General features: G+C 58.0%; 21 protein-coding genes and 1 pseudogene. 12 read left to right on the top strand and 10 right to left on the bottom strand.

The genetic code is table 11. The annotated features are described in order from the left end of the window. Positions 1 to 2: 2 nt before the first annotated feature. Positions 3 to 317, bottom strand: a complete 315-nt coding sequence (locus tag Q1L34_RS13975; RefSeq protein WP_004861674.1) for a carboxymuconolactone decarboxylase family protein — start codon at positions 315 to 317, stop codon at positions 3 to 5. 105 nt (positions 318 to 422) lie between these two features. Between Q1L34_RS13975 and Q1L34_RS13970 the strand changes: the two genes are divergently transcribed. After that, a complete protein-coding gene (locus tag Q1L34_RS13970; RefSeq protein ID WP_327204582.1) occupies positions 423 to 1331 on the top strand; it encodes a LysR substrate-binding domain-containing protein in 909 nt (302 codons plus the stop codon). 45 nt (positions 1332 to 1376) lie between these two features. Here Q1L34_RS13970 and Q1L34_RS13965 read toward each other — a convergent pair whose 3' ends face one another. The 7 genes from Q1L34_RS13965 to Q1L34_RS13935 all read right to left on the bottom strand — a co-directional run bounded on the left by Q1L34_RS13965 (position 1377) and on the right by Q1L34_RS13935 (position 10869). Next, positions 1377 to 1649, bottom strand: a complete 273-nt coding sequence (locus Q1L34_RS13965) for a hypothetical protein (protein ID WP_032717404.1) — start codon at positions 1647 to 1649, stop codon at positions 1377 to 1379. Between the two features lie 192 nt (positions 1650 to 1841). Continuing rightward, positions 1842 to 2522 (bottom strand): respiratory nitrate reductase subunit gamma, encoded by a 681-nt coding sequence (gene narI, locus Q1L34_RS13960; RefSeq protein ID WP_004861681.1) that lies wholly within the window; start codon positions 2520 to 2522, stop codon positions 1842 to 1844. Continuing rightward, positions 2519 to 3214 (bottom strand): nitrate reductase molybdenum cofactor assembly chaperone, encoded by a 696-nt coding sequence (gene narW / locus Q1L34_RS13955; protein ID WP_004861686.1) that lies wholly within the window; start codon positions 3212 to 3214, stop codon positions 2519 to 2521. The genes narI and narW overlap by 4 nt, the downstream gene beginning before the upstream one ends. After that, positions 3214 to 4740, bottom strand: a complete 1527-nt coding sequence (narH, locus tag Q1L34_RS13950) for a nitrate reductase subunit beta (RefSeq protein WP_015584391.1) — start codon at positions 4738 to 4740, stop codon at positions 3214 to 3216. Before narH ends, narW begins: the two co-directional genes overlap by 1 nt. Beyond that, a complete protein-coding gene (locus Q1L34_RS13945) occupies positions 4737 to 8477 on the bottom strand; it encodes a nitrate reductase subunit alpha (protein WP_327204109.1) in 3741 nt (1246 codons plus the stop codon). The genes narH and Q1L34_RS13945 overlap by 4 nt, the downstream gene beginning before the upstream one ends. Before the next feature lie 137 nt (positions 8478 to 8614). Further along, positions 8615 to 10003, bottom strand: coding sequence for a NarK family nitrate/nitrite MFS transporter (locus tag Q1L34_RS13940; protein ID WP_004861692.1), 1389 nt, complete (start codon positions 10001 to 10003; stop codon positions 8615 to 8617). A gap of 275 nt (positions 10004 to 10278) precedes the next feature. Continuing rightward, a complete protein-coding gene (locus Q1L34_RS13935; RefSeq protein ID WP_032717407.1) occupies positions 10279 to 10869 on the bottom strand; it encodes a TetR family transcriptional regulator in 591 nt (196 codons plus the stop codon). A 118-nt stretch (positions 10870 to 10987) separates the two neighbouring features. Here Q1L34_RS13935 and Q1L34_RS13930 point away from each other — a divergent pair, with 118 nt between their 5' ends. Beyond that, positions 10988 to 12478, top strand: coding sequence for an MFS transporter (locus Q1L34_RS13930; RefSeq protein WP_004861697.1), 1491 nt, complete (start codon positions 10988 to 10990; stop codon positions 12476 to 12478). Positions 12479 to 12480: 2 nt separating this feature from the next. On the opposite strand, the gene Q1L34_RS13925 is transcribed toward Q1L34_RS13930, so the two are convergent. Next, on the bottom strand, positions 12481 to 13278 hold the full coding sequence (locus Q1L34_RS13925; protein WP_151333669.1) for an IclR family transcriptional regulator domain-containing protein: 798 nt from the start codon (positions 13276 to 13278) through the stop codon (positions 12481 to 12483). A 211-nt stretch (positions 13279 to 13489) separates the two neighbouring features. Here Q1L34_RS13925 and Q1L34_RS13920 point away from each other — a divergent pair, with 211 nt between their 5' ends. The 7 genes and pseudogenes from Q1L34_RS13920 (at position 13490) to benD (ending at position 19788) form a co-directional block, all read left to right on the top strand. After that, complete coding sequence (locus Q1L34_RS13920; RefSeq protein ID WP_370313355.1) at positions 13490 to 14656, top strand: muconate cycloisomerase family protein; 1167 nt, start codon at positions 13490 to 13492, stop codon at positions 14654 to 14656. 19 nt (positions 14657 to 14675) lie between these two features. Beyond that, positions 14676 to 14966 (top strand): muconolactone Delta-isomerase, encoded by a 291-nt coding sequence (catC, locus tag Q1L34_RS13915; protein ID WP_004861704.1) that lies wholly within the window; start codon positions 14676 to 14678, stop codon positions 14964 to 14966. Positions 14967 to 15043: 77 nt separating this feature from the next. Continuing rightward, on the top strand, positions 15044 to 15970 hold the full coding sequence (gene catA / locus Q1L34_RS13910) for a catechol 1,2-dioxygenase (RefSeq protein WP_004861706.1): 927 nt from the start codon (positions 15044 to 15046) through the stop codon (positions 15968 to 15970). Between the two features lie 144 nt (positions 15971 to 16114). Further along, positions 16115 to 17497 (top strand): annotated as a pseudogene (locus Q1L34_RS13905) (Rieske 2Fe-2S domain-containing protein). Further along, complete coding sequence (gene benB / locus Q1L34_RS13900; RefSeq protein ID WP_004861712.1) at positions 17497 to 17982, top strand: benzoate 1,2-dioxygenase small subunit; 486 nt, start codon at positions 17497 to 17499, stop codon at positions 17980 to 17982. Before Q1L34_RS13905 ends, benB begins: the two are co-directional and overlap by 1 nt. A gap of 9 nt (positions 17983 to 17991) precedes the next feature. Continuing rightward, on the top strand, positions 17992 to 19005 hold the full coding sequence (benC, locus tag Q1L34_RS13895) for a benzoate 1,2-dioxygenase electron transfer component BenC (RefSeq protein ID WP_032717410.1): 1014 nt from the start codon (positions 17992 to 17994) through the stop codon (positions 19003 to 19005). A gap of 9 nt (positions 19006 to 19014) precedes the next feature. Next, on the top strand, positions 19015 to 19788 hold the full coding sequence (gene benD, locus Q1L34_RS13890; RefSeq protein WP_004861716.1) for a benzoate diol dehydrogenase BenD: 774 nt from the start codon (positions 19015 to 19017) through the stop codon (positions 19786 to 19788). Here benD and yddG read toward each other — a convergent pair. After that, positions 19785 to 20663: an aromatic amino acid DMT transporter YddG gene (gene yddG, locus Q1L34_RS13885; protein ID WP_004861717.1), complete on the bottom strand. Its 879-nt coding sequence runs from the start codon at positions 20661 to 20663 to the stop codon at positions 19785 to 19787. The genes benD and yddG overlap by 4 nt on opposite strands. Before the next feature lie 223 nt (positions 20664 to 20886). Between yddG and fdnG the strand changes: the two genes are divergently transcribed. Genes fdnG through fdnI form a run of 3 tightly spaced genes read left to right on the top strand, consistent with a single transcriptional unit; the run spans position 20887 to position 25491 of the window. Further along, the gene (fdnG, locus tag Q1L34_RS13880; RefSeq protein WP_099144447.1) at positions 20887 to 23934 is read left to right on the top strand and encodes a formate dehydrogenase-N subunit alpha; all 3048 of its coding nucleotides are present in this window, start codon (positions 20887 to 20889) and stop codon (positions 23932 to 23934) included. Positions 23935 to 23945: 11 nt separating this feature from the next. After that, positions 23946 to 24830 (top strand): formate dehydrogenase subunit beta, encoded by an 885-nt coding sequence (gene fdxH, locus Q1L34_RS13875; protein WP_015584385.1) that lies wholly within the window; start codon positions 23946 to 23948, stop codon positions 24828 to 24830. Continuing rightward, the gene (gene fdnI, locus Q1L34_RS13870; protein WP_004861726.1) at positions 24823 to 25491 is read left to right on the top strand and encodes a formate dehydrogenase-N subunit gamma; all 669 of its coding nucleotides are present in this window, start codon (positions 24823 to 24825) and stop codon (positions 25489 to 25491) included. Before fdxH ends, fdnI begins: the two co-directional genes overlap by 8 nt. Positions 25492 to 25493: the final 2 nt, after the last annotated feature.

Raw genomic sequence — 25493 nt, 5'->3', positions numbered from 1 at the left:
CCTCATTCGGTATCAAGCTGGCTAAACACATTGAGTGCTGAAACCGCCGCTGGCCATCCGGCGTAAAACGACAGGTGGGTAAAAAGCTCGGTGATTTCGCTCTCCGTTACGCCGTTTTCCCGGGCGAATGTCAGGTGCCAGGCAAGCTGTTCAGGACGATACATTGCGACCAGCGCGCTGAGAGTGATGAGGCTTCTGTCACGCGGTGACAGCGCGGGGCGTTGCCAGATATCGCCAAACAGGATCTCTTCACTCAGTGATGCCAGCTTTGGCGCCAGCGCTGCCAGGGTTTCCCGGGTCAGATTAACTTTGTCCATTTGCAACCTCATAGGTGGGATGTCACGGAGACGATATCCGGTTATGATGGTTTCGATAATCATATAATTTGTGAGTAATAATCCTGAAAAACGGGATGATTAATGATGACCAGACGACCACTGACCTTTGATGCCGACGCGCTACGCGCTTTCGTGACCGGAATGGAACTCGGCAGTTTTGCCCTTGCCGCCGAACGCCTGGGGCGTTCAACGTCGGCGATCAGCGCTCAGCTTAAAAAGCTTGAGCAGCAGAGCGGCACGGCGCTGGTACAAAAGGCCGGGCGTCATCTGGCGTTGACCGCGGAAGGGGAAATTATGCTGAGCTACGCGCGGCGAATGCTTAGCCTGAATGACGAGGCCTGGGCCGCGCTGCAGGCCAGAGGGGTAAGCGGCGAGGTTCGTCTCGGACTGCAGGAGGACTTTGGCGAGGTGTTACTGCCGGCGGTCCTCGGGCAATTTTCCCGGGCCTGTCCCGAGGTGGAGATTGCGGTTACCGTCACGCGGAATGCGCCGCTGCGCGAGGCGATGATGCGCCAGGAGCTCGATCTGGCCCTGAGCTGGGAAGGGCGCGACGCACCGGTTTTTGATCATCTGCTGGGGAGACTGCCGCTGCAGTGGATCGCGGCGGCGGCGTTCGATGTTGCCCGTTATCTCGACAGCAACCAGCCGCTGCCGCTGCTGGCCTTTGAAGCGCCGTGCGTCATGCGCACCGCCGCCACCGCGGCGTTAGATAAAGCCGGAATCCCCTGGCGTATTGCCTTTACCAGTCGCAGTCTGAACGGAATCTGGGCTGCCGCATCTGCAGGACTGGGGGTGGCGCTACGCACAACGATAGGCATGCCTGCTACGCTGCAGATCGTTGATTGCGCAAAATTGCCCGCGGCGGGTGACATTGGGGTGGGATTATATGGCGATGAAAATCGGCTTACCGGGCCGGCGAAACTGCTGCTGCACACTATTACCACCTGTTTTGCGCTGCATATGCCGCCGACGGATAATTGCGCTTTGCGCTGAAATCCGCTTGTTAATCTGTTTGTTGCGCCTGGAGGCGTAAATTTGCTATCTGTTTGAAAATAGAAAAACGATGAAAGCAACAATCGCGCACAGGCACACAAATATGACGCTCGCGGTGTACTCCTTTACCTCCGTCAGATAATCGTCATTAAATCTGTTTAACGCTTTAACGGCATCGTTTTCGTTTTCAGCTTCTACCTCAACGTGATGTTTTCTGAATCCCTGTCGTTTCATCTCTTTAAGCAAAGAGGATGTCACTGCGTCTTTTGCTACGGCTCTCCCGCCGCGACTGCTGATAAAAATGACGTATTTACCCATGGTTCCCTCACCTACGTATCATCCGGTTGAGTCAGCGCGTTTCAAGAGAAGAGATTACGTGCGGGAACAGTATAAGTCATTGCGGGAAGCGACTACAGGTTTACCTTTTCCCCCTGTTTTAACAGCGTCAGCCTCCTGGCGCGGAGGCTGACGGGTTAGCTCATAAGGGTTGACAGAGAGGGAGTCAAACCTTCAGCGTCGGGATCTCACCAGCTGGTAGCGGCGGGTCAAATACTCTATTGGCGCGCTCCAGACGTGCACCAGGCGAGTGAACGGGAAGATCAGGAAGATGGTCATCCCCAGCACCAGGTGAACGCGGTAGATAAATGCCACGCCATCAAGATGCGCCGAGGCGCCGCCGTGGAAGGTCACCACCGCCTGCGCCCAGTCCACCAGCTTCAGCATTTCACTGCCGTCAGGATGTTGAGCGGAGAAGGGGATGGTCGTCAGACCCAGCGCACACTGAATCAGCAGAATGCTCAGAATCACAATATCCGCCGTCGATGAGGTGGCGCGAATGCGCGGGTTGGTCAGACGACGAATCAGCAGCCCGGCGCCGCCCACCAGCGTCAGTACGCCGCAGATCCCGCCGAGAATCATCGCCATTAGCTGCTTTTGCGACATTGGCAGGAACCAGGAGTAAACCCAGTGCGGGGTCAGCATCCCGAAGAGGTGGCCGAAGAAGATGCCCAGGATGCCGATATGGAACAGATTCGACCACAGCACCATGCCGCGTTTGTCGAGCATCTGGCTGGAAGAGGCGCGCCACGTATACTGCCCGTAGTCGTAGCGTAGCCAGCTGCCGATGAGAAACACCGTCCCGCACAGATAAGGGTAGATATCGTAAAAAAAGACGTTCAGGTACTGTATCATTTCGGGCCTCCGGCACCGACGTCGACGTACTGTGGCGCGACGTCCTGGCTAAAGCGTCGTTGATAATGTTGCATCGGGGAGCTGTCGCAGGCGGTGGCGTTATCTTCGATAAACTTCACCTGCTCCTCCTCCCACACCGCATCCAGCGCCTGGCGGGTATCATCGCGCTTTTCACCCGCCACCTGCCTGGTGACACTGTCACTGCTGAGCGCGCTGCCAGCCAGCGCCAGCAGGACGTCAAACAGCTGATAATATTGACACTGGCGCTGTTTGACGCGCCCGCCAAGCAGCGCCAGAATCGGGGCCACGTTTTGCAAGCCTTCTCTGGCGTCGTCTGGCGGCAGGCTACTGAGGTACTCCAGATAGAGCGGTAAATGGTCAGGCAGCTCCCGGCAGTCGATGTGCAGCCCGGCCTGCTCATACTGATTCATCAGCTCGACCATCGCCTGGCCGCGGTCGCGGGACTCCGCGTGCACGTGCTCAAACAGCAGCAGCGAGGTGGCCCGTCCGCGGTCAAACACTTCACACCATTCGGCCTGGCGGTCGAGCAGCGGGGCGGCCAGCAGCGATTCAACAAACGGCAGTAGCGCCGGCGCATCGGCACGGACCAACTCCAGCGCCTCTTCACGGTTGTCCCACAGCAGGCTATCCGGATACTCCAGCAGCAGACCGATAATTTTGAGGATCCGCATTACTCTTTCTCCCCGATGTTGATCGCATCGATGCGCTGGCTGTTGAACAGGTTGAATTTGGTATCCGACCCGTGGCAACCGTCGCCGAAGGTAAATCCGCAGCCGTTGCGTTCCGGGAAGGCATCTTCCGCCATTTCCCGGTGGCTGGTGGGGATCACGAAGCGATCTTCGTAGTTAGCGATGGCCAGGTAGCGGTACATCTCCTCGACCTGTTCCACGCTTAAGCCCACCTCTTCGATAGCCCGGGTATCGGTCACTCCTTCGACGGTCTGTGAGCGTTTGTAGTGGCGCATCGCCATCATGCGTTTCAGGGCGCGCAGCACCGGGCCGGTATCGCCGGCGCTCAGCAGATTGGCGAGATACTGCACCGGAATGCGCAGGCTTTCGACGGCAGGCAGAATGCTGCCATTATTTGGCAGGCCGCCGGCGTCGGCGACCGACTGAATCGGTGACAGCGGCGGGACGTACCAGACCATCGGCAGGGTGCGATACTCCGGGTGCAGCGGTAGCGCCAGCTTCCAGTCCATCGCCAGTTTATACACCGGCGATTTCTGCGCCGCGTCGATGACGTTATGCGGGATCCCTTGTTTCAGCGCCTCTTCAATCACCGCCGGGTCGTGCGGGTCGAGGAATACCTCGCACTGGCGTTCATAGAGGTCGGTTTCATGTTCGGTGCTGGCCGCTTCCTCAATCCGGTCGGCGTCATACAGCAGCACGCCGAGGTAGCGAATGCGCCCGACGCAGGTTTCCGAACAGACCGTCGGCTGGCCGGATTCAATCCGCGGATAGCAGAAGATGCACTTCTCCGATTTGCCGCTCTTCCAGTTAAAGTAGATTTTTTTGTACGGGCAGCCGCTGATGCACATGCGCCAGCCGCGGCATTTATCCTGATCGATCAGTACGATGCCATCCTCTTCGCGCTTATAGATAGCCCCGCTCGGGCAGGTCGCGACGCAGCTCGGGTTAAGGCAGTGTTCGCACAGGCGCGGCAGATACATCATGAAGGTGTTTTCAAACTGGCCGTACATCTCTTTCTGCATGGCTTCGAAGTTACGGTCACGGGCGCGCTTTTCAAACTCGCCGCCAAGCAGCTCTTCCCAGTTGGGGCCCCAGCTGATTTTATCCATTCGCTTACCGCTAATCAGCGAACGGGGGCGGGCGGTAGGCAGATGCTGGCTCTCCGGCGCGGTATGCAGATGCTGGTAATCGTAGGTGAAGGGTTCGTAATAGTCGTCGATGCCCGGCAGCTGCGGGTTGGCGAAGATTTTTGCCAACACGCCAACGCGGTTGCCGAGGCGCGGCGTCAGCTTACCGGTGATCCCGCGGATCCAGCCGCCTTGCCACTCTTCCTGGTCTTCCCAGTTTTTCGGGTAGCCGATACCGGGTTTGGTTTCGACGTTGTTAAACCAGGCGTATTCCATCCCTTCGCGCCCGGTCCAGACGTTCTTGCAGGTGACCGAGCAGGTGTGGCAGCCGATGCATTTGTCGAGATTGAGCACCATTCCAACTTGTGAGCGGATTTTCATTTTTTCGCCTCCTGTACCTGATCGCGACCTTCGTCATCCAGCCAGTTAATGTTTTTCATTTTACGAATCATGATGAACTCATCGCGGTTGGAGCCGACGGTACCGTAATAGTTAAAGCCGTAGGCCAGCTGCGCATAGCCGCCAATCATGTGGGTGGGTTTCGGGCAAATGCGGGTCACCGAGTTATGAATGCCGCCGCGACGGCCGGTGACTTCAGATCCGGGAATGTTCATGATGCGCTCCTGCGCGTGGTACATCATGGTCATGCCGGGCGGTACGCGCTGGCTGACCACCGCCCGGGCGGTGAGCGCACCGTTGGCGTTGAAGGCCTCAATCCAGTCGTTGTCCTCAATGCCAAGCTCTCTGGCGTCGGTTTCACTGATCCAGACGATCGGCCCGCCGCGCGACAGGGTCAGCATCAGCAGGTTTTCGCTGTAGGTGGAGTGAATCCCCCATTTCTGGTGCGGGGTGAGGAAATTGAGCGCCTTTTCCGGGAAGCCGTTCGGCGGAATCTGATGCATATGGCTGACGCTCCGGGTATCAATCGGCGGCCGGTAGACCACCAGACTTTCACCGAAGGCGCGCATCCACGGATGATCCTGATACAGCTGCTGGCGGCCGGAGAGCGTGCGCCAGGGGATCAGTTCATGGACATTGGTGTAGCCGGCGTTGTAGGAGACGTGCTCGCTTTCCAGCCCGGACCAGGTCGGACTGGAGATGATTTTGCGCGGCTGGGCCTGAATATCGCGAAAGCGAATCTTCTCATCTTCTTTGTTGATAGCCAGATGGGTGTGATCGCGTCCGGTAAACTCTCCCAGCGCCTGCCAGGCTTTGACCGCCACCTGGCCGTTGGTTTCTGGCGCCAGGCTGAGGATCACTTCCGTGGCGTCGATGGCGCTGTCGATGCGCGGGCGGCCTTTTGCCGGGCCGTCGAGCTTGACGTAATTGAGTTTGCCGAGGAAATCGACCTCATCCTGCGTTTTCCAGCTGATGCCTTTACTGCCGTTGCCCAGCTTATCCAGCAGCGGGCCCAGGGAAGTGAAGCGCTCGTAGGTGGCAGGGTAATCGCGCTCGACTACCGCAATGGTCGGGGCCGTTTTCCCCGGAATCAGATCGCACTCGCCCTTATGCCAGTCAACCACATCGAAAGGCTGGGACAGTTCGCCCGCAGAGTCATGCTGCAGAGGCAGAAGCACCACATCGGTCTCCGCGTCGAGATGGCCGACGCAGACCGTCGAAAAGACGTTGGCGATCTCTTTATAGATTTCCCAGTCGCTTTTGGCTTCCCAGACCGGGTCGACGGCGGCGGAAAGCGGGTGGATAAACGGATGCATATCCGAGGTGTTCATATCGTCTTTTTCATACCAGGTGGCGGTCGGCAGAACGATATCTGAGAACAGGCAGGTGCTCGACATGCGGAAATCGAGGGTCACCAGCAGATCGAGCTTGCCTTCAATCGCCGGGGTCTGCCACTCGACCTCTTCCGGTTTAACCTCGTCCGTCGCCCCCAGTTCATCGCCCTGGATGCCGCTGTCGGTGCCCAGCAGATATTTGAGCATGTACTCATGCCCCTTGCCGGAGGAACCCAGCAGGTTGGAGCGCCAGATAAACATATTCCGCGGATGGTTTTTACCGTTGTCCGGCTGCTCGCAGGCAAAGCGGATGGCGCCGGATTTTAACGCCTGCACGGTGTAGTCGGCGGGTGAGAGGCCGGCGGCATCGGCCTGCTGCTTAATGGTCAGCGGATTGACGCTGAGCTGCGGGGCGGAAGGCAGCCAGCCCATGCGCTCGGCGCGCACGTTAAAATCAATCAGGTGTCCGGTATATCGACTGGCGTCCGCCAGCGGTGAAAGCAGCTCCTGGGCGGTCAGCTTTTCATAGCGCCACTGGCTGGAGTGGTTGTAGAAATAAGAGGTGCTGTTCATCTGGCGCGGCGGGCGGTTCCAGTCGGTGGCAAACGCCAGCGGCAGCCAGCCGGTCTGCGGACGCAGTTTTTCCTGGCCGACATAGTGCGACCAGCCGCCGCCGCTCTGTCCGACGCAGCCGCAGAACACCAGCATATTGATCATCCCCCGGTAGTTCATATCCATGTGGTACCAGTGGTTGACGCCGGCACCGAGGATAATCATCGAGCGACCGTGGGTTTTATGCGCGGTATCGGCGAACTCCCAGGCGATTTGCTCTATGTGGTGGCGGGGAACGCCGGTAATCTGCTCCGCCCAGGCCGGAGTGTAGGCTTTCACCTCGCTGAAATCGCCGGCCGCGTTCTCATCGTCGAGCCCCCGGTCGAGGCCGTAGTTAGCCAGGACCAGGTCATAAACGCTCACCACCAGTTTGCTCTCGCCGCTGGCCAGGGTCAGACGTTTGGCCGGAAGCCGATGAATCAGCACCGGCTGCTGCTCAACGCTGCGAAAATGCGGGTTCTCGTTGCCACCAAAGTAGGGGAAGCCCACGGCGGCGACGGTATCTTTGATATTCAGCAGGGACAGCGCCAGTTCGGTCTCCTTCCCGGCGGCCCGCGGTTCGAGGTTCCATTTCCCTTTTTCGCCCCAGCGAAAACCGATAGAGCCATTGGGGGCGACCAGTTCACCGGCGGAACTGAAGGCCACGGTTTTCCACTCCGGATTGTTGCTCTCACCCAGCCCGTCCAGCAGGTCAGAAGCGCGCACCATTCGCCCGGGGACGGTGGTACCATCGTCGCGATCGTCGAGCAGCACCAGCATCGGCATGTCGGTGTAGTGGCGGCAGTAGTTAAGGAAGTAATCGCTCGGATTGTCGAGATGGAAGCGTTTTAAGATGACATGGCCCATCGCCATGGCCAGCGCGCTGTCGGTACCCTGTTTCGGCGCCAGCCACTGATCGCACAGTTTCGCCACTTCCGAATAGTCCGGCGTAATAGCAATAGTTTTGGTGCCTTTGTAGCGCACCTCGGTAAAAAAGTGGGCGTCAGGCGTTCGGGTCTGCGGCACGTTAGAGCCCCAGGCGATGATGTAGCTGGAGTTATACCAGTCGGCAGATTCCGGTACGTCGGTCTGTTCGCCCCAGGTCATCGGCGAGGCGGGGGGCAGGTCGCAATACCAGTCGTAGAAGCTCAGGCAGGTACCGCCAATTAGCGACAGGTAGCGGGTACCAGCGGCATAAGAGACCATCGACATCGCCGGGATCGGCGAGAAGCCGACAATGCGGTCCGGGCCATAGTGCTTGATGGTCCAGACGTTGGCGGCGGCAATCAGCTGGTTCAGCTCTTTCCAGGTCGAGCGAATGAACCCGCCTTTGCCGCGCATCTGCTTGTAGCTGAGACACTGCTGCGGATCTTCCATAATGCTGTTCCAGGCATCGACCGGGTCGGGATGGCGGGCCAGCGCCGTGCGCCACAGCTCAATCAGCCGTTTACGTGCCAGCGGGTATTTGAGTCGGTTGGCGCTGTAGAGATACCAGGAGTAGCTGGCGCCGCGCGGGCAGCCGCGCGGTTCGTGGTTGGGCAGATCCGGGCGGGTACGCGGATAGTCGGTCTGCTGGGTTTCCCAGGTGACCAGCCCGTTTTTGACGTAAATTTTCCAGCTGCATGAGCCCGTACAGTTTACTCCGTGCGTGGAACGGACGATCTTGTCGAACTGCCAGCGCTGACGGTAACTATCTTCCCAGTCACGGTTGGTATCCAGGACCTGACCGTGGCCGTTGGCAAAGGTCTCGCGTTTCTGCTTAAAGTAGCGAAAGCGATCCAGTAGTTTACTCATGACGTTTCTCCTGCTCCGATAATGTCCGGCATCAAGCCCTTGCCGGATGCGACGCGTTAACGCCTTATCCGGCCAGCAAGACCGCACGATCCCGTAGGCCGGATAAAGGCGTCAGCCGCCATCCGGCAACGATGCCGTTATTTTTTTGCCGGTTTACGACGACCGTAGACCAGCCAGGTCACCAGTACGCAAACGACATAAAAGACAAAGAAAACCTTCATGGCGCCAACCGGGGAACCGGTCATGGCTAACGAGGTGCCAAAGGCTTTCGGGATGAAGAAGCCCCCGACCGCGCCAATAGCGGAGATAAACCCGAGCGCGGCGGCGGTATCGGTGACCGCTTCGTGCTGGGCCTGCTCATCGCTGCCGCCGCGTTTCTTGACGCTATCGATGGTTATCTGGCGAAAGATCACGGCGATCATCTGGAACGTAGAGCCGCTGCCGAGACCCGCGGTGAGAAACAGCCCCATAAACACCACGTAAAACGCCAGAAAACTCCCGGAACCGGAGCCGGGTAGGGTGAGGAACAGCAGGCCGGTAAACAGCGCCATCAGAATGAAGTTCACCAGGGTGACGTTGACGCCGCCCAGACGGTCGGAAATGATGCCGCCGAAGGAGCGCGCCAGGGCGCCGATAAACGGGCCAAAGAAGGCCAGTTTCAGGATATTCACATCCGGAAACTGCGTTTTGGCCAGCATCGCGAAGCCGGCGGAAAACCCGATGAACGAGCCGAAGGTGGCGAGATAAAGCAGGCTCAGCAACCACATATGCGGGCGTTTCAACACCGGGAGCTGATCGCGAATGGAGGTTTTGGCACCGGCGATATCGTTCATCCCGAACCACGCCGCCACGGTAGCGGCGAGCAGCAGCGGCACCCAGATGAGCGGCGAGTTGCCGAGCCACAGGGTTGCGCCGTCCGGTTGATCGACGCCGCGAACGCCGACAAAAGTGAAGATCGGCACGAAGATCACTACCGGCGAGAGCAGCTGCATCACGCTGACGCCGAGGTTACCCAGGCCGCCGTTCACGCCGAGGGCGCTGCCTTGCTTCGCTTTCGGGTAGAAAAAACTGATGTTGCCCATGCTGGAGGCAAAGTTAGCTCCGGCAAAACCGCAGAGCAGAGCGATGAGAATAAATATCCAGAATGGGGTTGCCGGGTTTTGCACCGCGATCCCAAGCCACAGGCAGGGCACCACTAAAATAACGGTGCTGATCACCGTCCAGTAGCGTCCGCCAAATATAGGAACCATAAAAGAATAGGGCACGCGTAATATTGCCCCGGACAGCGAAGGAAGCGCGGTTAATAAAAAAAGCTGATCGGTAGTGAAATTAAAGCCGACTTTATTAAGATTCACCGCAACCGCGCTGAATAACATCCAGACGCAGAAGGCAAGAAGTAAACAACTTACTGAAATAAAAAGATTTCTTCGCGCAATAGCTTTGCCTTTATTTTCCCAGAATGCTGGATTTTCCGGGCGCCACCCTTTTAAAAGGTAATGATTATCTTTCTCACTTTCTCTTGACATATTGCCCTCGAATGCACAGTAACCAAAGAAAATTTAAAGATGACAACACCGCAAATTAAGCAGAAGAGGCGATTAAGGCTGGTCGAATGAATTATTGTAGTGTTTGAAGAATAGATAAAAAAAAACGCTTCAGGAAAGCGCGTGCGCAATAGGGGGTTATTATTTGTTACTAAATGTAAATGAAATGTGACTTAAACTGCGCTCCTGTCAGCAGCGGCGACAGGTCTGCCGGGCCGACAACCGTGCCGTCCCGGTGCATTCAGAAGCTCAGTTGGCTAAATGGTTGGTGGGCGCAGTAGTTCTAACGTTATATAGTAGTTTATATAGCGTGTAAATGCGCTGTCGTCGATCGCTTCCATTCCCAGCGCATAAATCCCATCCAGACCGCAGACCAGGGCAATTAAACGCCAGGCGATATTCTCCGCGCTGTCATCGGGATGAAATTCACCGCTTTCGCTGCCGAGACGAATAATATTGACCGTCTCTTCGTGCCACATCGACATGGTGAGCAGGTAGGCCTCTTTGATGTCGCTATCGCTCCCGGAGAGCAGTTGGCCTTCGCGCCACAAACGGATATAGGGATCCAGGCGGCCATCTTCGCTGCCGAGCATTGAAAACAGGCGCTCGCGCGAGCTGGCGTCTTCCGCTACCAGCTGGATATCCAGCATCTCACGAATTAAACGAACGAAGGCCTGCGCCTTAAGCTCGCCGATGGAGGTGAAATGGTGATGCAACTGCCCGGTGGAGACTCCAGCTTCGGCGGCGATTTGCCGGACGGTCATGGCGCCTAAGCCCCCCTGCAGCGCGACACGCATCGCCGCCAGCATGATCACCTCCCGACGCGCTTCCCGATTTAAGTAGTGCATATTTCCCCGCTGAGCCGTGGTTTTCTTCGATAGTAACAAAAAGTTGGACAGTTGTTCAACAATCCGGCAGGATCGCAATCCTGGACGCGTGTCCAATTTGCAAAATTGAGGAAAAAGTATGTCTCGGCAATGGTTAACCCTGGTGGCGATTTTGTTGGTGTATTTACCGGTGGCGATTGATGCCACGGTACTGCATGTCGCCGCGCCAACGCTTAGTATGTCGTTGGGGACCAGCAGCAATGAGCTGCTGTGGATCATTGATATTTATTCATTAGTCATGGCCGGTATGGTGCTGCCGATGGGGGCGCTCGGCGATAAAATTGGTTTTAAACGGCTGTTGCTGCTCGGCAGCGCTATTTTCGGCGTTTCGTCGCTGGCGGCGGCGTTTTCACCCACTGCGCTGGCGCTGATCGCCTCCCGCGCGCTGCTGGCCATTGGTGCGGCGATGATCGTCCCGGCGACGCTCGCCGGTATCCGTAACACTTTTTCTCAGGCGCGCCACCGCAACATGGCGCTCGGCCTGTGGGCGGCGATTGGCTCTGGCGGCGCCGCCTTCGGCCCGCTGGTGGGCGGGATCCTGCTGGAACATTTTTACTGGGGATCGGTATTCCTGATCAACGTGCCCATCGTGCTGGCGGTTATCGCCTTCAGTGCGCGGATGGTGCCGCGCCAGCCGGCACGGCGCGAACAGCCGCTTAATCTGACCCAGGCATTGATGCTGATTGTGGCGATCCTGATGCTGGTGTTCAGCGCAAAATCGGCGCTGAAAGGGCAGATGGCATTATGGCTGACCGGATCGATCGCGCTGGTGGGCCTGGCGCTGTTGGTGCGCTTTGTTCGCCAGCAGCTTTCCGCCGCGACGCCGATGGTCGATATGCGCCTGTTTACGCATCGCATTATCTTAAGCGGCGTGATGATGGCGATGACCGCCCTGATTACCCTGGTTGGCTTCGAGCTACTGATGGCGCAGGAGCTACAGTTCGTCCACGGCAAAACACCGTTTGAAGCCGGGCTGTTTATGCTGCCGCTGATGCTGGCGAGCGGGTTTAGCGGACCTGTTGCCGGGGTGATGGTTTCTCGCCTGGGCCTGCGGCTGGTGGCAACCGGCGGTATGCTGCTGAGCGCGCTCAGTTTCCTCGGTCTGTCGATGACCGATTTCAGCTCCCAGCAGTGGCTGGCATGGGGATTGATGATTCTCTTAGGCTTCAGCGTCGCCAGCGCATTGTTGGCTTCCGGCTCCGCCATTATGGCGGCGGCGCCGAAAGAGAAAGCGGCGGCGGCCGGCGCCATTGAAACGATGGCCTACGAGCTGGGGGCCGGTCTGGGGATCGCGCTGTTTGGCCTGATTCTGACCCGCAGCTACAGTTCATCGATTGTGCTGCCCGCCGGGGTGGACGGTCAGGCCGCAGCGCAGGCCTCGTCGTCCATCAGCGAAGCGATCGCCCTGGCGCAATCGCTGCCCGCAGTTCCGGCGCATTCGCTGATTGCAGCGGCGAAAACCGCGTTTATCAGCGCCCACAGCATCGTGCTGGCCACCGCCGGGGTGCTGCTGCTGCTGCTGGCAGCCGGGATCTGGCGCAGTCTGGCGCAGGCGCCGAAAATGAACTAGCCCTACAGCTGGAGAGAAAGCTCCATGGCCGCCCGCCGCAGCGGGGCCAGCGCTTTCTCTCTCAGCGCGGCGGCGCTCATGGCACTGGCGGGCACGCCGACGTTGAGCGCCGCCACCACCTGGCCGCTGCGTGACAGCAGCGGTACCGCCAGCGAACATAATCCTACCTCAATTTGCCGATCGGCGATCGCATATCCCTGCATACGTACTCTGGTTATTTCCTCCCGCAATCCCGCTAAATCATACAGCGTATGCGGGGTGTAGCGAATTAAATTCGCGCGTGACAATGTCACGTCCAGCTGCTCTTCCGCCAGGGCGCTAAGCAGTACGCGGCCCATTGAGGTCGCCCATGCGGGGAGACGGCTGCCGCGACCGATATCAACGCTCAGCAGATTATTGACTGCGGCCCTGGCAATATAGAGCACGTTATCGCCATCGAGGGTGGCGGCGGAGCAAGATTCGCCGAGGCTCTTACCGAGGTTATCCAGCGCGGTCTGGGCCACTTTCGCCAGCGGCGTTCCGGCCAGATAGGCGTGGCCGACGGCCAACACCCGCGGCAACAGTTCATAGCTGCGTCCGTCAGGACTGTGCACCATGCCGAGTGCGGCCAGGGTATACAGGCAGCGGCGGACGGCGGCGCGGGAAATCTGCGTTTTCTGGCTGAGCTGCGAGATAGTCAGCCGCTGGCGCTGGGGAGTAAAGGCGCTGAGAACTTCCAACCCGCGCGCCAGCGACAGCATGAAATTCGGGTCGTGTTCGGCCTGCCTGGCGCTGAGGGGGGTTGGCGGTGTCGCGCTCATTGAATTCCTCTCCATTCGAAAACAAAAGCTCACGGGCACCACTATACCGTGGGGAAAAAGGGCGGCGACGGAATGTGCCTGTTTTACCACCCGGATCACATTATTAACCTCATTTTAACAAGCGCGTCGATAATCGCACAACATTTCGATTATCGCCGTTGACCATTTCACCGGCTCCCCCCTATTGTCAAAGTCACCGTCACCCTTCGTTATGGTTGGCGTCACAAAAAGTTATGAATTTAACGATCAGGAAGAAAACATGACCGCGACCGTAGAACGCATTGAAAGCTGGCTGGTTGATGTCCCGACCATTCGCCCGCACAAACTCTCAATGACAACCATGGGCTGCCAGACGCTGGTGATTGTCCGCATTACGCGCTCTGACGGTATTTGCGGTATCGGCGAGGCGACCACCATCGGCGGGCTGAGCTATGGCGTCGAGAGTCCGGAAGCCATCTCCAGCGCCATTAACCATTATCTGACGCCGCTGCTCAAAGGGCAGCCCGCCGATAACCTGAATGCGCTGACGCAGCGTATCAACAGCGCCATCAAAGGTAACACCTTCGCCAAATCCGCCATTGAAACCGCGCTGTTGGATGCGCAGGGCAAGGCGCTGGGGCTGCCGGTTTCAGCGCTGCTTGGCGGCGCGCTGCAGACCTCGCTGCCGGTGCTGTGGACCCTGGCGAGCGGGGATACCAACAAGGATATCGCCGAAGGGGAAACGCTGCTGGCCGAAGGTCGCCATCAGGCATTTAAGTTGAAAATTGGCGCCCGCGAACTGGCGACCGATTTACGTCATACCCGGGCGATTGTCGAAGCCCTCGGCGATCGGGCGAGCATTCGTGTCGATGTCAACCAGGCCTGGGACGCCACTGTGGCGGCAAAAGGCTGTCGTGAACTGGCGGCGATGGGCATCGACTTAATTGAACAACCGGTCAGCGCGCAGGACAACGCGGCGCTGGTTCGCCTCAGCCATCACATTGAAACCGCGATTCTGGCGGATGAAGCGGTGGCGACGCACTACGATGGCTATCGCCTGGCGCAGCAAGGCTTCAGCGGCGCCTTTGCCTTGAAAATTGCCAAAGCGGGCGGCCCGGCCAGCGTTTTAGCCTTGGCGCACGTCGCGCAGGCGGCGGGTATCGGATTGTATGGCGGCACCATGCTGGAAGGAACCGTGGGCACCGTCGCATCGTTGCACGCCTGGTCGACGCTGCCGCTGCAATGGGGCACTGAAATGTTTGGTCCGCTGTTGCTCAAAGATGACATCGTCAGCGTGCCGCTAACGTTCACCGACGGCAGCGTCGTCCTGCCTCAGACGCCGGGTTTAGGTGTCGAACTCGATGAAGATAAATTGCAGTTCTATGCCCGCAAAGCGTAGGACATGACAGGAGAAAAATATGCTGTTTAAAGTGGATATGACCGTCAAGATCCCGCTGGGATATCCCGCCGCCGAGCTTGAGGAGATTAAACAACGAGAAAAAGCCTATTCGCAGCAATTACAGCGTGAAGGCACCTGGCGACATATCTGGCGCGTCGCCGGACTGTACGCCAATGTCAGTATTTTTGATGTGCGTGATGCCGACCAGTTACACCAGATATTAATGGCTCTGCCGTTATACCCGTTTATGGAAATACGCGTCGAGGCACTGTGTCGTCATCCCTCCTCGATTCGTGAAGACGATAGCTAAAAATAATAAAAAACCTCGCGCCGGATATTCCGGTGTAAACCCTACAAGCCAACTGCAAGCAATAAGTGAGAATCACAATGAAAAATTCTTTCGTACAACAAGAAGCCGTGCAGAAATTATTACGTGAAAGTGCCGGGTTAAATGTTCCCGGCGGTAATGAACGCTTTAAAGCCATTGTGCATCGTTTACTGGAAGATATGTGCACCCTGATCGACGATTATAATATTACCCAGGAAGAGTTCTGGCATGCGGTGAACTATTTGCATGAACTGGGCGGGCGTCAGGAAGCGGCGCTGCTGGCGGCAGGTCTCGGGCTGGAACACTTCCTCGACCTGCGTCAGGATGCGATTGACGCCGCAGCGCATCGGGAAACCGGTACGCCGCGCACCATTGAGGGGCCGCTGTACGTGGCCAATGCGCCGCTCGCAGAAGGGCACGCGCGGATGGATGACGGCCGCGATGCGGGTGAAGTCATGTGGCTGCACGGTCAGGTGTGCGATACCCAGGGGCGTCCGGTCGCTAACGCCATTGTGGATATCTGGCACGCCAACACCCTGGGGAACTATTCGTTCTTCGACCAGAGCCAGAGTGAATACAACCTGCGTCGCCGCATCCGCACCGGCGCAGATGGCCGCTACAGCGTGCGTAGCATCATGCCTTCTGGCTACGGCTGTCCGCCGGATGGCCCGACCCAAAAGCTGCTTAATCAGTTGGGTCGTCACGGCAACCGTCCGGCACATATTCACTTCTTTGTTTCCGCGCCGGGCCACAAGCATTTAACCAGCCAGATTAACCTTAACGGTGATAAGTATCTGTGGGATGACTTTGCCTTCGCCACCCGCGATGGCCTGATTGCCGACCCGGTTAAAATCACCGATCGTGAGCTGATTCAGCAGCGTGAGCTTGACGGCGAACACACCGAAATTCGCTTCGACTTTACTTTGTGCCCGGCCCTCAACGCCGACGAAGAACAGCGTATTTCCCGCCTGCGCGCACAAGAGTAATGACCGGCGCACCTCCCGGGCCGGTGCGCCCGGGGCGGTGAGTCATGCTGTTGCCCGGCCTGCCACGCGCGGCCGGGGATATTCCCGAATTGATTATTCTCTCTGACTTTATTAATTCCTGAATTCTGCAGGAGGGCTAAGCTCATGCAAAAAACACTCTCGCTATTAAAAGATAAAATCAGCAATGCATTAATTGTTGACCGGCAAAAACATATTTATCGCTGCCATCGTTCGATTTTTACCGATCCGCAGCTATTTGAATTTGAGATCAAACATATATTTGAAGGGAACTGGGTGTTCCTCGCCCATGAAAGTCAAATTCCTGAGCCTGGTGATTATTTTACTCTGACTCTCGGACGACAGCCGGTTATTATCACCCGCGATAAACAGCATGCCTTGCACGCGTTAATTAATAGCTGCGCCCATCGCGGCGCCATGCTCTGCCGTCGTAAAACCGGCAATAAAAACTCGTTTACCTGTCCGTTCCACGGCTGGACCTTTGGCAACAACGGTAAATTGCTGAAAGCCAAAGATGAAAGCACCGGCGGTTATCCGGAGACCTTTAAACATGAAGGGTCGCATGACCTGAAAAAACTGCCGCGCTTTGCCTCATATCGCGGCTTCTTATTCGGCAGCCTCAGCGAGGACGTGCAGCCGCTGGAAACTTATCTTGGCGAAACCTGCAAAATTATCGATCTGATGGTCGATCAGGCGCCGGAAGGGCTGGAAGTGCTGAAAGGCTCCTCCAGCTATGTCTACGAGGGCAACTGGAAGCTGGGGGCGGAAAACGGCGCCGACGGCTACCACGTTAGCGTGGTGCACTGAAACTACGCCTCCACAATGTCGCGCCGCAACTACGAAGCCGAAGGGACGCATTCCGTCGATGCCAACGGCTGGTCGAAAAGTCTCGGCGGAGGTTACGGTTTCGAAAACGGCCATATGCTGCTGTGGACCCGGGCGCTCAACCCGGAAGTGCGCCCGGTTTTCGCCCATCAGGCCCGCTTACAGGCCGAGTTTGGCGAGCTGCGCGCCGACCAGATGGTCAATGAAACGCGCAATCTTTGTCTCTATCCCAACGTCTATTTGATGGACCAGTTTTCCACACAGATCCGCGTTATTCGCCCGCTCGCAGTAGACAAAACCGAAGTCACTATCTGGTGCTTCGCGCCGAAAGGCGAGCCGGAGCAGGCCCGCGCGCTGCGCATCCGCCAGTACGAGGATTTCTTTAACGTCAGCGGCATGGGAACGCCGGACGATCTGGAAGAGTTCAGCGCCTGCCAGCGCGGCTATCTCGGCGAGAACCTGGCGTGGAGCGATCTCAGTCGCGGCGCGCTGCACTGGGTCGATGGCCCGGATGAACACGCCCGGCATGCCGGATTCACTCCGCTGCTTAGCGGGGTGAAATCGGAGGATGAGGCGCTGTACATCGCCCATCACCATCACTGGCAAAACGTGATGCTGGCGGCGCTGGAAAAAGAGCAGCAGCGCTATGAACAGTCCATAACCCAACGCGTGGAGGTGGTGTGATGCTGACGCTTGAACAGGTTCGCCAGTTTCTCTATTACGAAGCCCGCCTGCTGGACGACCGCCAGTGGGATCAGTGGCTGACGTGCTACAGCCCGAAAGTGGTGTTCTGGATGCCGGCATGGGGCGATGACGACAAGCTGACCCGCGACCCGCAGCGCGAAATATCGCTGATCTATTACCCGAACCGCGAGGGACTTGAGGACCGCGTCTACCGCATCAAAACGGAACGTTCTGGCGCCAGTACGCCGGAGCCGCGTACCACCCACCTGATCAGCAACGTTGAGCTGCTCGGCGAAAATGAGCAGGGGGTGGAGGTGCGCTACAACTGGGTGACTTACAACCACCGGTACCAGCACACCGACGCGTGGTTTGGCTCGACCTGCGTCACCTTGACGACCTGCGACGGCAAACCGCAGATCCTGCGTAAGACGGTGCGGCTGAACAACGATTATATCCGTCAGGTGATTGACGTTTACCATATTTAAGAGGTGGATATGTTTACTATCGCACTCAATTTTGAGGATGGTATTACCCGCTTTATCCAGTGCAATGCAGGAGAAAAAGTGCTGGACGCCGCCTACCGCCAGAAGGTCAACCTGCCGATGGATTGCTCGGACGGCGTCTGCGGGACCTGCAAATGCCATTGCGCCAGCGGCGACTATGGCATGGGGGAAGAGTATCTCGAGGAGGCATTGAGCGAAGAAGAGGCCGATGCTCGTCAGGTGCTGACCTGTCAGATGATCCCGACCAGCGATTGCGTGATTGACGTTCCGGTGGCTGCGGCGCAGTGCAAAACCGCGCTCGCCAGCAGCGGTGCGGCGGTGATGCAGGTGAATCACCTGTCGGAGACCGCCATTGAGCTGGTGCTCCAGCTGGATGAACCGCTGGCTTTTCTGCCCGGACAATACATCAACATTCAGGTACCGGGCACACCGCAGGTGCGCGCTTACTCTTTCAGCTCGCTTCCGGGCGAGCGCGAAGGTCGGTTCCTGATCCGCAATGTGCCCGGCGGGGTAATGAGCCAGTGGCTGACGCGCCAGGCGGCAGCGGGCGATCGTCTTACCCTCAGCGGCCCGATGGGCAGCTTCTACCTGCGCAACGGAGAACGTCCGCTGCTGATGCTGGCGGGCGGGACCGGGCTGGCGCCGCTGCTGTCGATGCTGCACACCCTGGCCCTGCAGGGCAGTACCCGGCCGATTACGCTGCTCTATGGCGTCACCCGCGATAGCGATCTGGTGAAGACCGAGGCGCTGGATGCGTTTGTCGGTCAGCTTTCCGGTTACCGCTGGCTGCCGGTCGTTGCCGATGAACAGAGCGCCTGCCCGCAGCGCGGGTTTGTTACCGGGCATCTTGATGACGCGATGCTTAACGATGGCGATGTCGACATCTATCTGTGCGGCCCGCCGCCGATGGTCAACGCGGTTTCCGGCGCGCTTCGCGAGCGGGGAATTAATCCGGCAGGTTTCTGGTACGAAAAATTTCTCGCCAGCCAGAGTGCGGCGGCATAAGGAGGAGCGATGCGTTTTCAACATCAAGTGGTGGCCATTACCGGCGCCGCCCAGGGCATTGGCCGTCAGACGGCAGAGCAGGCCGCCCGTGAAGGGGCCCGTTTGCTGCTGATCGACCGTTCGCGCTATGTCCACGAGCTGGCGGCGACGCTGGCCGAGGGGGGCAGCGACGTGCTGGCGCTGGAGGCAGACCTCGAACAGTGGGAGAGCACCGAGCAGGCTTTTGCCGCCGGGGTCGCCCATTTTGGCCGACTGGATGTGGTGATTAATAACATCGGGGGGACGATCTGGGCGCGGCCGTTTGCCGAATATCAGCCGGATCAGATTGAAAAAGAGATTCGTCGCTCGCTGTTTCCGACGCTGTGGGGCTGCCGCGCGGCGCTACCGTGGATGCTCAAACAGGGCAAGGGCAGCATTGTTAACGTCTCGTCCGTTGCCACCGCGGGCGTTAACCGGGTGCCTTACTCGGCGGCGAAAGGCGGGGTCAACGCGCTGACCCGTTCGATTGCTATGGAGTACAGCGGCAGCGGGATTCGCATCAACGCCGTGGCGCCGGGCGGAACCGAGGCGCCGGCGCGCTTAACCCCGCGGAATCATGAAACGCCCACGGCGCAGGAGCAGGAGTGGTATCAGCAGGTGGTCGATCAAACCGTGGAGAGCAGCCTGATGCATCGCTACGGCACGCTGACGGAACAGGCGAACGCGATCCTGTTTCTCGCCAGCGATGAGGCAAGCTATATCACCGGCGTTACGCTGCCGGTGGCCGGAGGCGACCTCGGCTAACGTCGGGTGGCATACCAGCAGAGCAGGGAGCCGGCGCATACCATGCCGGCTCCCTGCCAGAATGGCCAGGAGAGGACCGCGCTGAGCAGCACCGCCGCCAGCGCCGAAGAGAGCACCGGGGTAAAGTAAGAGGCGGCCGCCAGCAGGCTGACGTTGCCGTGGAGAATACCTACGTTCCAGGCCGCATAGCCAAACCCCAGCGCCACCGCGCACATCACCAGCTTAATGACCACCGGCCAGCTGAAAATCATCGGCGGTTGATCGCTGAACATAAACTTGAGCCACAGGGTCAGGGCGGTTAATAAAACAAACAGGGTGATGCCGTTTTTGCCGCGCGCATATTTTGCGGTGACCGTGCAATAGGTCGCCCAGATAAATGCGCCGACAAAGGCCAGAATATAGCTCAGGGGGCTGGAGACGACGTTCCGGGTAATTTCATCGATATTCAGGCCATGCTCACCGCCTAATACCCAGGTGACGCCAAGCAGCGCGAGAAATAAGCCGGGAACGACCAGCCAGCTGGTTTTCTGACCATTAAAGAGAATGGCAAAGAGAATCGTCAGGCTGGGCCACAGATAATTGACCATCCCGACTTCAATCGCCTGCTGGCGGCTGCCGGCAAAGCCCAGCGACAGCGCCAGACAAATTTCATAGCTGACGAACAGCAGACTGCCGGCCAGCAGATAGGCGCGCGGCATTTGCCGCAGCCGGGGAAACCCGACGGTGGCCAGCAATAATAAGCCGCTCAGCGTATAGATCATTGCCGCGCCGCCGACCGGACCTAACCCTTCACTGACGCCACGAATTAGTCCGACCATCGTGCTCCACAGCACAATGGCAGCCAGACCGGTCAACGTTGCTTTTTTCTTTTCCATGTCAAACCTGACACCGATATTCATCAAGAGTCGATTTATAACACTTTTTCATTCCTTCTGGCCCCTGTTTTCCTTCGCGCTTAATACAAAGGGAGTAATGAAATCCGCTGACCTTGACTATTAAGGGGGCGATGGTTTTCGACATTGATTTGACGCAAAAAAATCAGGGGCATTGCTGTTAGTTTCCCCCGCGATGAACACGCATCCTGCATGGAGAAAATCAATGGACGTCAGCCGCAGAAAGTTTTTTAAAATCTGCGCAGGCGGTATGGCCGGAACAACAGCTGCTGCCCTGGGTTTCGCACCCAAAATGGCGCTGGCTCAGGCGCGTAATTACAAATTATTGCGCGCCAAAGAGATCCGCAACACCTGCACATACTGTTCCGTGGGCTGCGGGCTATTAATGTATAGCCTGGGCGACGGCGCGAAGAACGCGAAAGAAGCCATTTATCATATTGAAGGGGATCCCGATCACCCGGTCAGTCGGGGCGCTTTATGCCCGAAAGGGGCGGGGCTGCTGGATTATGTTCACAGCGATAACCGTCTGCGCTATCCGGAATACCGCGCGCCAGGCTCTGACAAATGGCAGCGCATCTCCTGGGACGATGCCTTTACCCGTATCGCCAGACTGATGAAAGCCGACCGTGATGCCAACTTTATTGAGAAAAACGAGCAGGGCACCGTGGTCAACCGCTGGCTTTCAACCGGGATGCTGTGCGCCTCGGCGGCGAGTAACGAAACCGGGATGCTGACGCAGAAGTTTGTGCGTTCGCTCGGCATGCTGGCAGTGGATAACCAGGCGCGCGTCTGACACGGACCAACGGTAGCAAGTCTTGCTCCAACATTTGGTCGCGGTGCGATGACCAACCACTGGGTTGATATCAAAAACGCTAACGTCGTGGTGGTGATGGGCGGCAACGCCGCTGAAGCTCATCCGGTGGGATTCCGCTGGGCGATGGAGGCGAAAAACAACAACGATGCGACGCTGATCGTCGTCGACCCGCGCTTTACGCGTACGGCTTCGGTCGCCGATATCTATGCGCCGATTCGATCCGGGACCGACATTACCTTCCTGTCGGGAGTGCTGCTGTACCTGATTGAAAACAACAAAATCAATGCGGAGTACGTTAAGCACTACACCAACGCCAACCTGCTGGTGCGCGATGATTTTGCCTTCGAAGATGGCCTGTTCAGCGGCTACGACGCTGAAAAACGGCAGTACGACAAAACGTCGTGGAACTATCAGTTCGACGAAAATGGCTACGCCCTGCGCGATGAGACCCTGCAACATCCGCGCTGCGTATGGAACCTGCTGAAGCAGCATGTCTCCCGCTATACGCCGGAAGTGGTGGAGAATATCTGCGGAACGCCGAAAGCCGACTTCCTGAAAGTGTGCGAAGTGCTGGCTTCCACCAGCGCCGCGGACCGGACCACCACTTTCCTGTACGCATTGGGCTGGACGCAGCATACCGTCGGCGCGCAGAACATCCGCACGATGGCGATGATCCAGCTGCTGCTCGGCAACATGGGGATGGCCGGCGGCGGCGTTAACGCATTGCGCGGCCACTCCAATATTCAGGGCTTAACCGACCTCGGCCTGCTGTCGACCAGCTTGCCTGGCTATCTGACGCTGCCGTCTGAAAAACAGACCGATCTGCACACCTGGCTGGCGGCGAACACGCCAAAAGCAACGCGACCGGATCAGGTGAACTACTGGAGCAACTATCCGAAGTTTGCGGTCAGTCTGATGAAAGCGTTTTACGGCGATGCGGCGCAGAAAGAGAACGACTGGGGCTTTAACTGGCTGCCGAAATGGGATCAGGCTTACGACGTCATCAAGTATTTCAACATGATGGATAAAGGTCAGGTCACGGGCTATATCTGCCAGGGCTTCAACCCGGTGGCCTCGTTCCCGGACAAAAACAAGGTGGTCCGCAGCCTGAGCAAGCTGAAGTACATGGTGGTTATCGACCCGCTGGTGACCGAAACCTCGACCTTCTGGCAAAACCACGGCGAGTCGAACGATGTTGACCCGGCGGCGATTCAGACCGAAGTGTTCCGTCTGCCCTCCACCTGCTTTGCTGAAGAGGACGGGTCGATTGCCAACTCCGGGCGCTGGCTGCAGTGGCACTGGAAAGGCCAGGATGCGCCGGGCGAAGCGCGTAACGACGGCGAAATTCTGGCCGGGATTTACCATCGCCTGCGCGAAATGTATCGCCGTGAAGGCGGCAAAGGCGCGGAACCGCTGCTGAAGATGAGCTGGAGCTACAAGCAGCCGGATCATCCGGAGTCGGAAGAGGTGGCGAAAGAGAACAACGGCTACGCGCTGGAGGATCTCTACGACAGCAACGGCGTTCTGCTGGCGAAAAAAGGCCAGCTGTTGAGCAGCTTCGCGCTGTTGCGCGATGACGGCACTACGGCATCGTCCTGCTGGATCTACGCCGGTAGCTGGACGGAGCAGGGTAACCAGATGGCCAACCGCGATAACGCCGATCCGTCAGGGCTGGGCAATACGCTGGGCTGGGCCTGGGCGTGGCCGCTGAACCGACGCGTGCTGTACAACCGGGCGTCGGCGGATATTAACGGCAAGCCGTGGGATCCGAAGCGGATGCTGATCCAGTGGAACGGCAGCAAGTGGACGGGGAACGATATTCCTGACTTCAATACCGCCGCGCCGGGCAGCAATACCGGGCCGTTTATCATGCAGCCGGAAGGGTTGGGGCGTCTGTTTGCGCTCGATAAGCTGGCCGAAGGGCCGTTCCCGGAACATTACGAGCCGATGGAAACGCCGCTGGGGACCAACCCGCTGCATCCGCAGGTGATCTCCAGTCCGGTGGTGCGTCTGTATGAAGAGGACGCCCTGCGCTTAGGGAAAAAAGATAAGTTCCCTTACGTCGGCACGACCTATCGCCTGACCGAGCATTTCCATACCTGGACCAAGCATGCGCGGCTCAACGCCATCGCCCAGCCGGAACAGTTTGTGGAAATCAGCGAAGGTCTGGCGCAGGCGAAAGGCATTGCCAACGGCGATCGGGTGACGGTGAGCAGCCAGCGCGGCTTTATTCGCGCGGTGGCGGTGGTGACTCGCCGTCTGCGGACCCTCAACGTTCACGGCCAGCAGGTGGAGACCGTCGGGATCCCGCTGCACTGGGGCTTTGAAGGGGTGGCGCAGAAAGGCTATATCGCCAATACCCTGACGCCAAACGTCGGCGATTCCAACTCGCAAACGCCGGAGTATAAAGCGTTTCTGGTCAACATCGAGAAAGCGTAAGGAGCGATTCAATGGCGATGGAAACACAAGACATTATTAAGCGCTCCGCTACCAACCCGATAACCCCCGCGCCGCGTGCGCGGGACTACAAGGCGGAAGTGGCTAAGCTAATTGATGTCTCCTCCTGCGTGGGCTGCAAAGCCTGCCAGGTGGCCTGTTCCGAGTGGAACGATATCCGCGACGAGGTGGGGCATTGCGTCGGGGTGTACGATAACCCGGCGGACCTGAGCGCAAAATCCTGGACGGTGATGCGCTTTAGCGAAACCGAGCAGAACGGCAAGCTGGAGTGGCTGATCCGTAAAGATGGCTGCATGCACTGCGAGGAGCCAGGCTGTCTGAAAGCCTGTCCTTCCGCCGGCGCGATTATTCAGTACGCCAACGGCATCGTCGATTTTCAGCAGGAGAACTGCATCGGCTGCGGCTACTGCATTGCCGGCTGTCCGTTTAATGTCCCGCGTCTCAATAAAGAGGATAACCGGGTCTATAAATGTACCCTCTGCGTGGATCGCGTTAGCGTCGGTCAGGAACCGGCGTGCGTGAAAACCTGCCCGACCGGCGCCATCCATTTTGGCAGCAAGAAGGAGATGCTGGAGGTCGCGCAGGAGCGGGTCAACAAGCTGAAAGCGCGCGGCTATTCACAGGCCGGGGTATACAACCCGCAGGGGGTGGGCGGTACCCACGTGATGTACGTTCTGCACCATGCTGACCAGCCTGAGCTGTACCACAATTTGCCGAAAGAGCCGCAGATTGATACCAGTATTAATCTGTGGAAAGGGGCGCTGAAACCGCTGTCAGCGGCCGGTTTTATCGCTACCTTTGCCGGGTTGATTTATCACTACATCGGCATCGGGCCGAATAAGGAAGTGGATGACGACGAGGAGGAGCATGATGAATAAATCGAAAATGATTGTGCGCACAAAGTTTATCGATCGCGCCTGTCACTGGACGGTGGTTATCTGCTTCTTTCTGGTGGCGCTCTCCGGGATCTCGTTCTTTTTCCCGACGCTGCAGTGGCTGACGGAAACCTTCGGTACGCCGCAGATGGGGCGCATTTTGCATCCCTTCTTCGGCGTGGCTATCTTCATTGCGCTGATGTTTATGTTTGTACGCTTTGTCCACCATAACATTCCGGACAAGCAGGACATCCCGTGGCTGAAGGGCATTGTTGAAGTGCTGAAGGGCAATGAGCATAAAGTGGCCCGCGTCGGCAAATATAATGCCGGGCAGAAGATGATGTTCTGGACCATCATGAGCATGATTTTCGTGCTGCTGGTGACCGGGGTGATCATCTGGCGTCCCTGGTTTGCCCCTTTCTTCCCGATCCAGGTCATTCGCTACAGCCTGCTGATTCACGCCACCTCGGCGATTATTTTGATTCACGCCATCCTGATCCATATGTATATGGCATTCTGGGTGAAAGGGTCGATTAAGGGGATGGTCGAAGGGAAAGTCAGCCGTCGCTGGGCGAAGAAACACCACCCGCGCTGGTATCGCGAGGTTGAGCGCCTGGAAGCGAAAAAAGAGAGTTCGGAAGGCATCTCGTCCCGCCGTTCCTGACC

This window comes from Klebsiella ornithinolytica, assembly GCF_030505655.1.
Taxonomy (GTDB): Bacteria; Pseudomonadota; Gammaproteobacteria; order Enterobacterales; family Enterobacteriaceae; genus Klebsiella; species Klebsiella ornithinolytica.
The sequence above is the reverse complement of the archived record's forward strand: the minus strand, read 5'-3'. Positions and strand labels throughout refer to the sequence as shown.